The organism is Streptomyces sp. NPDC088350, from assembly GCF_044753545.1.
Classification (GTDB): Bacteria; Actinomycetota; Actinomycetes; order Streptomycetales; family Streptomycetaceae; genus Streptomyces.
Genome location: NZ_JBIVNL010000019.1, coordinates 155,187 through 169,786 on the forward strand (window position 1 = coordinate 155,187; position 14,600 = coordinate 169,786).

Consider the following 14,600-nt stretch of genomic DNA (forward strand, 5'->3'; position numbering starts at 1 on the left):
ACTCACCCCGTAGGACCGCTTCGCCGGACCGCTTATCCGACTTCGGGGTCGCCCTTCGTGTACGTGAGTCGCTCCACCGCTCCGGGCTGGAAGTCGTTCTGGATCTTCTTGCCGTTGACGTAGAGCTGGATCGCGCCGGCGTCGCCGAGGATCAGGTTGACCTTCGAGCTGTCCTGGAAGGTCTTGGACTCGCCCTTCTTGAGGAGTCCGTCGAACAGCATCCGGCCGTTGTGGTCCTTGGCGGAGATCCAGCTGCGGCCGTTGACCGCGCTCACCTGGACCGTCACCTTGTCCTGCGGCGCGGCGGCGATGGCACTGTCGGAGGGGTCGGACTTGGGCGTGGCGGGGTCGCTGTTCGAGGGCTTCGGCTTGGCGGGCTCGCTGGCGCTGGGCGAGGCTCCCTGGGCGACCGACGTGGCGTCACTGTCGCCGCCCTTGAACGCCGTGAACCCGACGAAGCCGACCACGGCGACGATCGCGGCGACCATGGCTGCGGTCCAGTTGGGGCCGCGCCGCTCCGGACGGATGCGTTCCGCCTCGAAGAGGGGCGCCGCGGGCGTCGGGGCCGGGCGTCCGCCGTGAGCGTCGTCGTAGCGCGCGAGGAGCGGTGCGGGATCGGTGTGGACGGCCTTGGCGAGGGTCCGGATGTGCCCGCGGGCGTAGACGTCACCGCCGCAGGGCGTGAAGTCGTCGGCCTCGATGGCGTGCACGATGGCGATGCGGACCCGGGTGGCACTGCTGACGTCGTCGACGGTCAGCCCGGCGGCGATACGTGCCTGCTGCAGGGCTCGGCCGACGGAAGGGCGGGCTTCTTCCTCATGACCCTCTTCGGAACGACCGTCTTCGAACGGACGCTCGTCTTCAGGGGAGTTGCCGATGGACACGGGGGCGCCTTTCGAGCGTGTAGCCGCCTGTGCTGGAAATTCAGTCTAGGGGGGGTACTGAAGGGTGGGGCAACCGGGCGGTGGGACTTTGTACGCCATCGGTATGGCCGGACAGCCCCATGGCGTGTCAGACACGGACCCCATGGTGGGAGCCCTGTCTATCTTCTCGCTCAACTTGACGTACGGCAAAGGGAAACGGTTGCCCGACGATCTCTAACGGGTGAGTCACGGTCTCGTCCTTTCGGCGGACGTCTACCCTTCAGACTCCCCGCGGATCACCGCGAGCACGCCGTCCAGCTCGTCACCCTTCACGAGAACGTCACGCGCCTTGGACCCCTCGCTGGGTCCGACGATGCCCCGGGACTCCATGAGGTCCATGAGCCGCCCGGCCTTGGCGAAGCCGACGCGCAGCTTGCGCTGGAGCATCGAGGTGGACCCGAACTGCGTGGAGACGACCAGCTCGGCCGCCTGGCACAGCAGGTCGAGGTCGTCGCCGATGTCCTCGTCGATCTCCTTCTTCTGCTTGCTGCCCACGGTGACGTCGTCCCTGAAGACGGGCGCCATCTGGTCCTTGCAGTGCTGCACGATGACCGCGACCTCGTCCTCGGTCACGAAGGCGCCCTGCATACGGGTCGGCTTGTTCTGCCCCATGGGGAGGTACAGCCCGTCACCCTTGCCGATGAGCTTCTCCGCGCCGGGCTGGTCGAGGATGACCCGCGAGTCGGCCAGCGAGGAGGTGGCGAACGCAAGCCTGGAGGGCACGTTCGCCTTGATCAGACCGGTGACGACGTCCACGGACGGCCGCTGCGTCGCGAGCACCAGGTGGATGCCGGCCGCGCGAGCGAGCTGCGTGATACGCACGATCGAGTCCTCGACGTCCCGGGGCGCGACCATCATCAGGTCGGCCAGCTCGTCGACGATCACCAGCAGATACGGATAGGTCTTGAGCTCCCGCTCGCTGCCCTCCGGAGTCTTCAGTTTGCCGTCGCGGATGGCCTGGTTGAAGTCGTCGATGTGCCGGTAGCCGAACGCCGCGAGGTCGTCGTAGCGCAGATCCATCTCCCGTACGACCCACTGGAGCGCCTCGGCGGCCCGCTTCGGGTTGGTGATGATCGGCGTGATCAGATGCGGGATGCCCTCGTAGGCGGTCAGCTCGACGCGCTTGGGGTCGACGAGGACCATGCGCACGTCCTCGGGGGTCGCGCGGACCATGACGGACGTGATCAGGCAGTTAATGCACGACGATTTGCCGGAACCGGTGGCTCCGGCGACCAGCACGTGCGGCATCTTCGCCAGGTTGGCCATCACGTAGCCGCCCTCGACGTCCTTGCCGAGCGCCACCAGCATCGGGTGGTCGTCCTCGGCCGCGTCCGCGAGGCGCAGTACGTCGCCGAGGTTGACCATCTCGCGGTCGGTGTTCGGGATCTCGATGCCGACCGCGGACTTGCCGGGGATCGGGCTGATGATCCGCACATCGGGGCTGGCGACGGCGTACGCGATGTTCTTGGTGAGCGCGGTGATCCGCTCGACCTTGACGGCGGGGCCCAGCTCGACCTCGTAGCGCGTGACCGTCGGCCCGCGCGTGAAGCCGGTGACGGCCGCGTCGACCTTGAACTCCATGAAGACGTTCTGGAGGGAGGCCACCACGGCGTCGTTCGCGGCGCTGCGCGTCTTGCCGGGACCGCCGCGCTCCAGGAGGTCGAGCGACGGCAGCGAGTAGGTGATGTCCCCGGACAACTGCAGCTGCTCTGCCCTCGGCGGCAGATCGCGCATCTCCTCGGGAGCCGCCTTGGTCAGATCCGCTACGACGCGCTCGACCGGCTCGACCTTGAGCTTCTCCTGCTTGGGGCGCGCGGCGGGGGCCGGGACGGGCGTCGGGGTGGTGTCCTCGCGGTCGCCTCCCACCCGTACGCCCTGCGTGAGGTCGGCGACGATCGGCGAGGGCGGCATGCCGTGCAGGACGGCCCCGTCGAGGGCCGCTGCGGCGGCTGCTGCGACGTCCACGGCGTCCATGGGGCGGTTCATGTCGGGCTGGGGCACCGCGGAGCGCCGGGGGCGGCTCCGGCGCCTGGAGAGGGCCTCCTGCTCGGCGCTGTCGGGGTCGTAGGCCTCGGGGGCGCTCCCGCGCTTGCGGGGGTGCGCGGGCAGCGCCTCGCGCCACTGCTCGTCGTAGCGCTCGTCGTCCTCGCCGAACTCGTCCTCGTCGTCGAAGTCGTGGACGATGCCGAGCTTGACCCCGAGCAGCCGCAGGCGCTGCGGGATCGCGTTGACGGGCGTGGCCGTGACGACCAGCAGCCCGAAGACCGTGAGCAGCACCAGCAGCGGTACGGCGAGCACGTCGCCCATGGTGTACGTCAGCGGGGTCGCCACGGCCCAGCCGATGAGGCCGCCGGCGTCCCTTATGGCCTGCATGCCGTCGCTGCGGGCGGGCGCGCCGCAGGCGATGTGGACCTGGCCGAGCACGCCGATGACGAGCGCGGACAGGCCGATCACGATGCGGCCGTTGGCCTCGGGCTTCTCGGGGTGCCGGATGAAGCGGACGGCGATCACCGCGAGCAGTATCGGCACGAGCAGGTCGAGACGGCCGAAGGCGCCGGTCACCAGGATCTCGACGAGGTCGCCGACCGGGCCGCGCAGGTCGGCCCAGGTACCGGCGGCGACGATCAGCGCGAGGCCGAACAGCAGCAGCGCGACGCCGTCCTTGCGGTGGGCCGGGTCGAGGTTCTTCGCGCCCTGCCCTATGCCGCGGAACACCGCGCCGACGGCGTGCGCGGTGCCGAGCCAGACGGCGCGCACGAGCCGGACGATGCCCCCGGTGGGGCTGGGCGCCGGCTTGGGCGCGGGGCGGGCGGTCTTCTTGGCGACCGCCTTCTTCGCCGGGGCCCTTTTCGCAGCGGCCTTCTTCGCCGGAGCCTTCGCCGGAGCAGCCCTCTTGGCGGGCTGCTTCTTGGCTGCGGAGGGACGTGAGGCCATAGGTGTGAGGTTACCTGTGGAGACGGCAGGGGACACGTGTGCCCACTGCTTCACCCGTTCGTGTCGCCCGTGCGGGACGGGGAACTGACGCTCGCTCACGCACAACTGCGCCTGCGGCGGACGTCAGTTCTGCGACGGGACCGAAGGTGCTCCGCTGCCGGTGCCCGGCTCCAGGGCGTCGAGTGCCCGGCGCAGCCCGGTGAGTTTGCGTTCGAGATGCGCCGCGGTGGCCACCGCCGCCGCGTCCGCCGACTCGTCGTCGAGCTGCTTGGACAGCGCCTCCGCCTGCTCCTCGACGGCCGCGAGCCGCGCCGACAGCTCGGCGAGCAGTCCGGCCGGCTCCTTGGCCGCGCCGACCGCGGGCTTGCCGCCGCCCTCCAACTGGAGCCGCAGCAGCGCCGCCTGCTCCCGCAGCTGGCAGTTCTTCATGTACAGCTCGACGAAGACCGAGACCTTCGCGCGCAGCACCCACGGATCGAACGGCTTGGAGATGTAGTCGACCGCGCCCGCCGCGTACCCCCGGAAGGTGTGGTGCGGGCCATGGTTGATCGCGGTGAGGAAGATGATCGGGATGTCCCGGGTCCGCTCCCGTCGCTTGATGTGCGCGGCGGTCTCGAAACCGTCCATGCCCGGCATCTGGACGTCCAGCAGAATGACCGCGAAGTCGTCCGTGAGCAGTGCTTTGAGCGCTTCCTCCCCGGACGATGCCCGAACCAGTGTCTGATCGAGCGCAGAGAGGATGGCCTCCAGCGCCAGCAGATTCTCCGGCCGGTCATCGACCAGGAGGATCTTGGCCTTCTGCACCATGGCCCGCCCTCCTCGCCCCGGATGTGCACCGGGCGCCGCCCCAGAGGACGACTCTCTTGCGCCGCCCGTCCTTGTGCCGGTCATGGTAGCCGCACCCCGCCTGTCGCCACACCCTGTCACCGCGATGTCACTGTGCACGAAGCAGAAACGTAGCGGGAGACCAGAAGGTTCCCCGAATCCCGTACTTCTACACGGCTTCGGGCACACTGAGTCAGCAACTCCGCGTGAACGCTGATGGTTCCCGTCACTCGGCCCGCATCCACTGCTCCATCACCGACAACAGGTGATCGGGATCGACCGGCTTCGTCACGTAGTCCGACGCACCGGACTCGATCGCCTTCTCCCGGTCGCCCTTCATCGCCTTCGCGGTCAGCGCGATGATCGGAAGCCCGGCGAACTGCGGCATCCTGCGGATCGCCGTCGTCGTCGCGTATCCGTCCATCTCGGGCATCATGATGTCCATCAGAACGACCGTCACATCGTCGTGCTGCTCCAGGACTTCGATGCCCTCGCGGCCGTTCTCCGCGTACAGCACGGACAGCCCGTGCTGCTCCAGGACACTGGTCAGCGCGAAGACGTTGCGGATGTCGTCGTCGACGATCAGCACCTTCTCCCCGCCGAACCGGATGCCCCGGCGCGCCGGCGGCGCGGTCTCCTCGGCCGCCCACTGGTCCCGCACCGTCTGCCCCAACTGCGCGCCCTCGATGGCGGAGACGGCCCTGCGGCGGCGCCTGAAGAGCGCGGCGGCGCCGTTCTGCGTCTCGTGGTACGACCTCACCTCGGCCGGCGTCTCGATGCCCACCTCGCCCCGCTCCGAGAACTCGGCGAGTTCCGCGGCGGTCGTCAGGAGGTCGCCCGTCTCCAGCGCGGGCAGCTGCTGGTAGCCCTGCGGGGGCAGTTCGCTCGGGTGCAGCGGCAAATACAGCGTGAACGTCGAACCACGTCCCGGTTCGCTCTGCGCGTGGATCTCACCGCCGAGCAGCTGCGCGATCTCCCGGGAGATCGACAACCCGAGGCCCGTACCGCCGTACTTGCGACTGGTCGTGCCGTCCGCCTGCTTGAACGCCTCGAAGATCACCCGCATCTTGCTGCCGGCGATCCCGATCCCGGTGTCGGTCACCGAGAACGCGATGAGGTCCGCGTCCGCGTCCCGCAGCGAACCGGCCTCCAGGAGCTGCTCCCTGATCGCCACCGGCACATCGGCGCCGGCCGGCCTGATGACCAGTTCGACCGCTCCGGAGTCGGTGAACTTCACCGCGTTCGACAGCAGGTTGCGCAGCACCTGGAGGAGCCGCTGCTCGTCGGTGTGCAGCGTGGCGGGAAGTTCCGGCGACACCCGTACGGACAGGTCGAGGCCCTTCTCCGCGGTCAGCGGGCGGAAAGTGGCCTCTACGTAGTCGACGAGTTGGACGAGCGCAATGCGCGTCGGGGAGACGTCCATCTTGCCCGCCTCGACCTTCGACAGGTCCAGGATGTCGTTGATCAGCTGGAGCAGGTCGGACCCCGCGCCGTGGATCGTCTCGGCGAACTCGACCTGCTTCGGGGAGAGGTTCCCCTCCGCGTTGTCGGCGAGCAACTTGGCCAGGATCAGCAGCGAGTTGAGCGGAGTGCGCAGCTCGTGCGACATGTTCGCGAGGAACTCGCTCTTGTAGCGCATCGACACGGCGAGCTGCTCGGCGCGCTCCTCCAGGACCTGCCGCGCCTCTTCGATCTCGGTGTTCTTGACCTCGATGTCGCGGTTCTGCCGGGCCAACAGCTCGGCCTTCTCCTCCAGTTCAGCGTTGGACGACTGGAGCGCCTTCTGCCGGTTCTCCAACTCGGCCGACCGCTCGCGGAGTTGCTCGGTCAGCTCCTGCGACTGCTTCAGCAGCACCTCCGTCTTGGTGTTGACGGAGATCGTGTTGACGCTGGTCGCGATCATCTCGGCGATCTGGTTGAGGAAGTCCTTCTGGATCTGTGTGAAGGGCGTGAACGAGGCCAGTTCGATGATGCCGAGCACCTTCCCCTCGAACAGCACCGGCAGCACGATCACCTGCGCGGGCGGCGCCTCCCCGAGCCCCGAGGAGATCTTCAGATACCCGCTCGGCGCGTTCTCCACGAGGATCGTGCGCCGCTCCTGGGCGGCCGTCCCGATCAGCGCCTCACCGGGCCTGAACGAGGTCGGCATGGACCCCATGGAGTAGCCGTACGACCCGAGCATGCGCAGTTCGTACGCCTCCTCGCCCTCGGTGTCCGCCAGGGGCAGCGCGAGGAAGAACGCTCCGTGCTGCGCGGAGACCACCGGCGTCAGCTCGCTCATGATCAGCGAGGCGACGTCGTCGAGGTCGCGGCGGCCCTGCATCAGCGCGGAGATGCGGGCGAGGTTGCCCTTGAGCCAGTCCTGCTCCTTGTTGGCGATCGTGGTGTCGCGCAGGTTGGCGATCATCTTGTTGATGTAGTCCTGCAGTTCCTGGATCTCGCCTGCCGCGTCGACGTCGATCTTCAGGTTCAGGTCGCCGCGGGTCACCGCGGTCGCCACGCGCGCGATGGCACGCACCTGCCGGGTCAGGTTCCCGGCCATCTCGTTCACCGACTCGGTGAGGTCGCGCCAGGTGCCGTCGACGTCACGCACGCGTGCCTGGCCGCCCAGCTGGCCCTCCGTGCCCACCTCGCGGGCGACGCGGGTGACCTCCTCGGCGAAACTGGACAGCTGATCAACCATCGTGTTGATCGTCGTCTTGAGTTCGAGGATCTCGCCGCGGGCGTCAATGTCGATCTTCTTGGTCAAGTCGCCCTTGGCGATGGCCGTGGTGACCATCGCGATGTTGCGCACCTGACCGGTCAGGTTGGACGCCATCCCGTTCACGGACTCGGTGAGGTCCTTCCACGTGCCGGCCACACCGGGCACGCGCGCCTGACCGCCGAGGATGCCGTCCGTGCCCACCTCGCGGGCCACCTTGGTGACCTGGTCGGCGAACGAACTCAGCGTCTTCACCATGGTGTTGAAGGTGTCGGCGAGCTGCGCGACCTCGCCGCGCGCCTCGATCGTCACCGTCCGCGTCAGGTCGCCGTTGGCGACGGCCGCCGCGACCTGGGAGATGTTCCGCACCTGCATGGTCAGGTTGTTGGCCATCAGGTTGACGTTGCCGCTGAGGTCCTTCCAGATGCCCGTGACACCCGGCACGTGCGCCTGGCCGCCCAGGATGCCCTCGGTGCCCACCTCGCGGGCCACCCGGGTCACCTGCTCGGCGAACGACGACAGTTGATCAACCATGGTGTTGACCGTCGTGACGAGCTCAAGGATCTCGCCCTTGGCGTCAACAGTGATCTTCTTGGACAGGTCGCCCTTGGCGACGGCGGTCGTGACCTCGGCGATCTGGCGCACCTGGATGGTCAGGTTGTTCGCCATGAAGTTCACCGACTGCGTGAGGTCCTTCCAGGTGCCGGAGACACCCTGCACCTCGGCCTGCCCGCCCAACTGCCCCTCGGTGCCCACCTCTCGGGCCACCCGCGTGACCTCCTCGGCGAACGAGGACAGCTGGTCGACCATCGTGTTCAGGGTGTTCTTCAGCTCCAGGATCTCCCCGCGCGCGTCCACGGTGATCTTCTGGGACAGGTCACCCCGGGCGACCGCGGTCGCGACCTGCGCGATGTTGCGGACCTGGGCGGTGAGGTTGCCGGCCATGCCGTTCACGGAGTCGGTCAGGTCGCGCCACACACCGGCGACGCCGGGCACCTGCGCCTGCCCGCCCAGGCGGCCCTCCGTGCCCACATCGCGGGCCACCCGGGTCACCTGGTCGGCGAAGGCGGAGAGCTGGTCGACCATCGTGTTGATGGTGTTCTTCAGCTCCAGGATCTCCCCGCGCGCGTCCACGTCGATCTTCTGGGAAAGGTCGCCCTGCGCCACGGCCGTCGTCACCTGGGCGATGTTGCGCACCTGGGAGGTGAGGTTCCCTGCCATCGAGTTGACGGAGTCGGTGAGTTCCTTCCAGGTGCCCGAGACGCCGTCCACGCGCGCCTGGCCGCCCAGCCGTCCCTCGGTGCCCACGTCACGGGCCATCCGGGTCACCTGGTCGGCGAACGACGACAGTTGATCGACCATCGTGTTGACGGTGTTCTTCAACTGAAGCATCTCGCCGGACACGTCGACGGTGACCTTCTGGGACAGGTCGCCGTTGGCCACGGCCGTCGTCACCTGCGCGATGTTGCGCACCTGGCCGGTGAGGTTGCGGAATGCAGTGTTGACCGAGTCGGTCAAGTCCTTCCAGGTACCGGCCGCGCCCGGTACCTGTGCCTGGCCGCCCAGTTCACCCTCGACCCCGATCTCGCGCGCCACGCGCGTGACCTCGGCACCGAACGAGGACAGTTGATCGACCATCCCGTTGACGGTGTTCTTCAGCTCCAGCATCTCGCCGGCGACGTTCACGGTGACCTTCTGGGACAGGTCACCGCTGGCCACAGCCGTCGTCACGGCGGCGATGTCCCGCACCTGGATCGTCAGGTTCCGGAAGACCGTGTTCACCGAGTCGGTGAGGTCCTTCCACGTCCCCGCCGCACCCGGCACGTTCGCCTGCCCGCCGAGCTGCCCCTCGGCGCCGACCTCGTTGGCCACGCGCGTGACCTCGTCGGCGAAGGTACGCAGCGTCTCGGTCATCTGGTTGATCGTCTCGGCGAGCTGAGCGACCTCGCCCCGCGCCGACACCGTCACCTTCTGCGACAGGTCACCGTTGGCGACAGCCGTCGTCACCTGGGCGATCCCTCGCACCTGTGCCGTCAGGTTGCCGGCCATGATGTTCACCGAGTCGGTGAGGTCCTTCCAGACCCCGGCCACACCCGGCACCTGTGCCTGGCCGCCCAGCTCGCCCTCGGTGCCCACCTCACGGGCGACTCGCGTCACCTCGGAGGAGAACGACGACAGCTGGTCCACCATCGTGTTGACGGTGTTCTTGAGCTCCAGCATCTCGCCGGCGACATGAACCGTGACCTTCCGGGACAGGTCGCCCTTCGCAACCGCCGTGGTCACCAGCGCGATGTCCCGCACCTGGGCCGTCAGCCGGTACGCCATCGTGTTGACCGACTCCGTGAGGTCCTTCCAGGAGCCGGACATGCCACGCACGCGTGCCTGCCCGCCCAGCTTGCCCTCGGTGCCCACCTCACTGGCCACGCGCGTGACCTCGTCGGTGAACGTCGACAGCTGGTCGACCAGGTTGTTGACGGTCCGCCCGACCTTCAGGAACTCCCCGCGCAACGGATGCCCGGTCCCGTCCGGCGCCTGCGTCCGCAGCTCCATACGCGGCGACAGATCACCCTCGGCCACCGCGGACAGCACCCGTCCGACCTCGGAGACGGGCCGTACGAGGTCGTCCACGAGCGCGTTGGAGGCGTCGATGGCCGAGGCCCAGGAACCCTCGTAGGCGCCCACCTCCAGCCGCTCGGTGAGCTTTCCCTCGCGGCCCACCATGCGCCGCACCCGTGACAGCTCACCCGTCAGATGCAGATTGCGGTCGGCCACCTCGTTGAACACGGCGGCGATCTCCGACATCACGCCGTCGCCGGACACCGTGAGCCGCTTGCGGAAGTTCCCGTCCCGCATGGAGACGAGAGCCGTCAGCAGGCGGTCCAAGGAGGCCGCGTCCACTTCCGTGGTCCCATTGCGCGGATTGCGCTGGTTCTTCAGGGACTGTCCGTCTTTCGCGCGCGTCCTGGTGGCCCGCGTCGCTGCGCCAGACTCCACTGTGTCCCTCCCGCAGGGGTCGACCGTTACTGCTGTGCTGGGGTGCTACTGCTCGGCGTATCAGTTACTGCCGCGTATCTCTGCCCGGTTTACCGGGCTTCAACAAGGCCCGCTGTCCGCCGTACACAGAAGACACCCGGCCTGCCCGGACCGTCACCAGAATCCTGTCCAGTGTTTCACCCTGCCTGAACCAGGCCATAACAGTTCGGCAGCTTCGCACATCGTCCGCACACCCTCCGGACGGAAAGACTGCGGACCGGCATCCGCATGGACGGTGAAGGTAAGTAACCTTGCATGCGGCTGTCCAGCCGCGCCGGTTCCGTCCGGCCTGGGCGGTGGCACGAGCACGAGCGGGCAGGCATCGGAGGGGCACCGCACCATGACCACCGGACTGCATCCTGGGGGAACGCCCCAGGATCCCCCGCCGACCGGGAACCAGCCGTTGCCCCGGCAGGCACCGATCGGCCATGGGCCCCTGCCCGCCGACAACAGGCCGAGGAGTTCTGTGATCACCGCGCGCGCGGCCGCCAGCTTCGAACCCGTCGGACGATCGGTCGCCACCGCGCGGTCCTTCGTCCGCGACACCCTTCAGGGCTGGGGCTTCGCCGACATCGTCGACGACGCCGTGGTCCTCACCAGCGAACTGGTGACCAACGCAGTCGTCCACGCGGGCACGGCCGCGGATGTGCTGTGCCTACGGAGTGACGACGGCGTGCGGATCGAGGTCGCCGACCACTACCCGGAGCGCGAAATCCCCCTCCAGGGGGCCGCGATCACCATGAGCAGCCCCGACCGCGAGGGCGGCCGCGGCCTCCAGCTGTGCGCGGCACTGGCCAGCCGCTGGGGCGTCGACTACACGCCCACACAGAAGCTGGTCTGGTTCCAACTCGACCTCCCCGCACGCCCGGTGGGCACCCGCGCGGCCGGCCCGTCCCTGCCGGCCGACCTCCTCCCGCTCGCCGACGGCAGGGTCCGCGTCGCGGTCGTCCAGATCGACCGTACGGGCTCCATCGCGTCCTGGAACGAGGACGCCGAGGAACTCTTCGGCTACGCCGCCGAGCAGGTCATTGGCAAGCCCCTCACCGACCTCGCCGCCTGGCCGCACACCCCGGGCACCAGCACCGGCATCGCCGAAGCCCTGCGCCTCTCCCGCTGGGAGGGCACCTACGGCATCCGCGGCGCCGACGGCCGCGTGACCCCGGTCTACGCCTCCCACCTCCGCGTCCGCGACACCGGCGGCGAACCGTCAACCGTGTGCCTCCTGGTGAGGGACCACGAACGCGCGGTTCTGCAGACCCCGTTGCGCGGCCCCGCCCCCGACGCGGCGTCCACCTCCGACGGCCAGAACACCGACCCCTTCGAGGTGTTCATCGGCTCCCCCGCACCGGACGACCTCGACGGCCTCCTCCAGCGCACGGTCGAGCGCGCCCGCGACATGCTCGACGGAGACTCCGCCTTCCTCCTCCTCGCGACCGACGACGAAACGGAGTTGGAGGTCCGCGCCTCCACCGGCCTGCCCTCCGCCCGCCAGCGCTTCGCGCGCGTGCCCGTCGAAGCCGGCCCCGGCCGCTACGGCTCCGCCCGCATGCCGGCCGTCCACGAGGACCTCCAGGCCGTCCCCGGCGCCGTACCGCTCCTGAGCGGCACCGGGATGCGCTCGGTCGTCACGGTCCCCCTGAAGGTGGAGGGCCGCCTCACCGGCTCCCTAGGAGTGGCCGCCGAAGGCCCCAACAGATACTCGAACGAAGAAGCGCTACGCCTCCAATTCGCCGCCGACCGCATCGCGTTGGCGGTCGAATCGGCCCGCCTGGGCGAGCTGGAACGCCTGCGCCGCGGCTCGCTCAGCTTCCTGGTCGAGGCCTCCGACCTCCTCGCCGGCACCCTGGACCGCGACCAGACCCTGGCCCTGATGGCCCAGATGACGGTCCCCACCCTGGCCACCTGGTGCGCGGTCTACACGATCGCCGACCAGGCCTCGGACCCGTACCTCTCCTACGTCCTGCACGAGGACGAGGAACTCATCGACGGCATCAAGTCGTTGCTCTCGAAGATCGACCCTCCGGACCCGGTCCCCACCCCCGGCGCCCGCGTCTGGGCCGCCCCCGCCGAGGCCGCCCACCAGGCGGCCCTCCGCACCTCCATGCGCAGCCTCGGCCTCAACGAACCGACCCGCCGCGTCAGCTCGGGCATCGGCCCAACTCTCGCCACGGCCTCTGCGGTTGGCGGCGAGACGGTGGTCCTCCCCCTGGTCGCCCGCAACCGCGTCATCGGCATGCTGACCCTCGGCAAGCCCACCGACGAACACTTCCGCCAGGAAATCCTCGAACTGGCCGAGGACTTGAGCCGCCGAGCCGCCCTCGCCCTCGACAACGCCCGCCTGTACTCGGAGCGCACTGCCATCAGCCAGTCCCTCCAGCGCAGCCTCCTGCCCCCCGACCTCCCGCACATCGAGGGCGTCGAGGTCGAGGTCATCTACCGCGCGGCCGGCGAGGGCAACGAAGTGGGCGGCGACTTCTACGACCTCTTCCCCATCCGCGACGGCGTCTACGGCTTCGCCATCGGCGACGTCTGCGGCACAGGCCCCGAGGCCGCCGCGGTCACCGGCCTGGCCCGCCACGCCCTCCGCCTGCTCGCCAGAGAGGGTTTCGGAGGCCCCGCGGTCCTGGAGCGCCTCAACTCCGCGATCCTCGACGAGGGCGCCCGCAGCCGCTTCCTGACGCTCCTCTACGGCGAGTTGTGGCCCCAGGAGGACGGCAGCGCCAAGCTGAAGGTGGTCTGCGCCGGCCACCCCCTCCCGCTCCGCCTCCGCCAGGACGGCACGGTCGAACCGGCCGCCGAACCCCAGCCCCTCCTCGGCGTCATGGACGACCTGGAGCTCTACGAGCAGACGGTCACCCTCGACCCCGGTGACGTCCTCCTCTGCGTCACCGACGGCGTCACCGAACGCCGCGAAGGCACCCGCATGTTGGGCGACGACGGCCTCACGGACGTCCTCACGACCTGCACGGGACTCACAGCCGGCGCGGTCGCGGCCCGCGTCATGCGAGCAGTGGAACGCTTCGCGTCGGACGCCCCGTCCGACGACATGGCGATCCTCGCGATGCGAGTCCCGGGCCTCCAGAAGGACTGACCCCGAACACGCGAAAGGCCCCGCCCAATTGGGCGGGGCCTTTCGATGTCTGGAGCCCTCTAACGGAATCGAACCGTTGACCTTCTCCTTACCATGGAGACGCTCTACCGACTGAGCTAAGAGGGCCTGTCACCTTTTGCGAGGTTTCCCTCGCGGCGACGAAAAGAATCATACCCCGAACAGGCCCGTGCGCCCAACCACCGTCACCTGACCCCGACTCGGTCAGAAAGCAGGCTGGAGCAGTCCCCCCAGCGCATTGCACGCGGACACGATCCGCTGCATCTCCCGCCTGGTCAACGAGGCGTACACCGGCAGCGCGAGGGTCTCGTCCGCGGCCCGCTCGGTCTCCGGCAGAGCCACACACCGCCGGAACTCCGGCAACCGATGCACAGGCGTCTTCACCGGCACCCGGCACTCAACTCCCCTGCCGCGCACGGCCCGAGCGAAGGCATCACGATCCGGACGCCCGTTCCCGGGCACCCGCACGACGTACTGCTGGTAGGTGTGCCCGTCCCCACCATCGGGCGTCCGCACCCCACGCAACTTGCCGTCAAGATAGGCCGCCCGCTCCCGCCGCTGAGCAACCTCGTCGTACGGCGCCTCGGACTCCCCCTGCTGCAACACCAGCAGCCCATGCCGTTGCCCGACCCCGAGCATCCGCGTCATGTCGGCCGACCGCCCGAACCGATGTACGACAACTATCGCCGCCGTACGCGGAGTTACGACCGCTTCGACAGCGGACGCGTCGAGGCAGTAGGTCACCGGATCTATGTCGGCGAACACCGGCAGCCCACCCGCCAGAGTGACAGCCTCGGCGACTTCCACGTTCCCGAACGCCGGCACGACGACCTCGTCACCGAGTCCGACGCCTGCGGCCCTGAGCATTGCAGCAGTACCCATGCTCGGATGGTGATTGCGCAACGTGAACTTCAAGTGACGCACAACAAAAAAGGGTTGGACCCCGAACCGAAGTTCAGGATCCAACCCTTTCAATATTCGTTCGGCGGCGTCCTACTCTCCCACAGGGTCCCCCCTGCAGTACCATCGGCGCTGTAAGGCTTAGCTTCCGGGTTCGGAATGTAACCGGGCGTTT

At 68.8% G+C, this 14,600-nt stretch carries 6 protein-coding genes, 1 tRNA gene and 1 rRNA gene; 1 reads left to right on the top strand and 7 read right to left on the bottom strand.

Annotated features, from left to right (window positions below; genetic code table 11):
• Window positions 1–32: 32 nt before the first annotated feature.
• The 4 genes from ACIQBL_RS44820 to ACIQBL_RS44835 form a co-directional block, all read right to left on the bottom strand.
• Window positions 33–884, bottom strand: a complete 852-nt coding sequence (locus ACIQBL_RS44820; protein WP_401953937.1) for a helix-turn-helix domain-containing protein — start codon at window positions 882–884, stop codon at window positions 33–35.
• A gap of 252 nt (window positions 885–1,136) precedes the next feature.
• A complete protein-coding gene (locus ACIQBL_RS44825; RefSeq protein WP_401953940.1) occupies window positions 1,137–3,857 on the bottom strand; it encodes a DNA translocase FtsK in 2,721 nt (906 codons plus the stop codon).
• A 123-nt stretch (window positions 3,858–3,980) separates the two neighbouring features.
• Window positions 3,981–4,664: a two-component system response regulator gene (locus ACIQBL_RS44830; RefSeq protein WP_019060937.1), complete on the bottom strand. Its 684-nt coding sequence runs from the start codon at window positions 4,662–4,664 to the stop codon at window positions 3,981–3,983.
• Between the two features lie 244 nt (window positions 4,665–4,908).
• Window positions 4,909–10,377 carry a HAMP domain-containing protein gene (locus ACIQBL_RS44835; protein ID WP_401953942.1) on the bottom strand — a complete coding sequence of 1,823 codons (5,469 nt, stop codon included), beginning with the start codon at window positions 10,375–10,377 and terminating at the stop codon, window positions 4,909–4,911.
• A gap of 379 nt (window positions 10,378–10,756) precedes the next feature.
• On the opposite strand from ACIQBL_RS44835, the gene ACIQBL_RS44840 reads away from it, so the two are divergent.
• Entirely contained in the window at window positions 10,757–13,507 is a 2,751-nt protein-coding gene (locus ACIQBL_RS44840) for a SpoIIE family protein phosphatase (protein ID WP_401953944.1), read from the top strand.
• A 50-nt stretch (window positions 13,508–13,557) separates the two neighbouring features.
• Here ACIQBL_RS44840 and ACIQBL_RS44845 read toward each other — a convergent pair.
• The 3 genes from ACIQBL_RS44845 to rrf form a co-directional block, all read right to left on the bottom strand.
• A tRNA-Thr gene (locus ACIQBL_RS44845) sits at window positions 13,558–13,633 on the bottom strand.
• 96 nt (window positions 13,634–13,729) lie between these two features.
• Entirely contained in the window at window positions 13,730–14,392 is a 663-nt protein-coding gene (locus ACIQBL_RS44850) for a DegT/DnrJ/EryC1/StrS family aminotransferase (protein WP_401953961.1), read from the bottom strand.
• 113 nt (window positions 14,393–14,505) lie between these two features.
• Window positions 14,506–14,600 (bottom strand): 5S ribosomal RNA (gene rrf, locus ACIQBL_RS44855); the annotation flags it as partial.

Bases quoted from the DNA above. Each gene is read 5' to 3' on its own strand.
- ACIQBL_RS44850 (WP_401953961.1), bottom strand. From the start codon at position 14,392: ATGCTCAGGGCCGCAGGCGTCGGACTCGGTGACGAGGTCGTCGTGCCG.
- ACIQBL_RS44840 (WP_401953944.1), top strand. From the start codon at position 10,757: ATGACCACCGGACTGCATCCTGGGGGAACGCCCCAGGATCCCCCGCCG.
- ACIQBL_RS44825 (WP_401953940.1), bottom strand. From the start codon at position 3,857: ATGGCCTCACGTCCCTCCGCAGCCAAGAAGCAGCCCGCCAAGAGGGCT.
- ACIQBL_RS44830 (WP_019060937.1), bottom strand. From the start codon at position 4,664: ATGGTGCAGAAGGCCAAGATCCTCCTGGTCGATGACCGGCCGGAGAAT.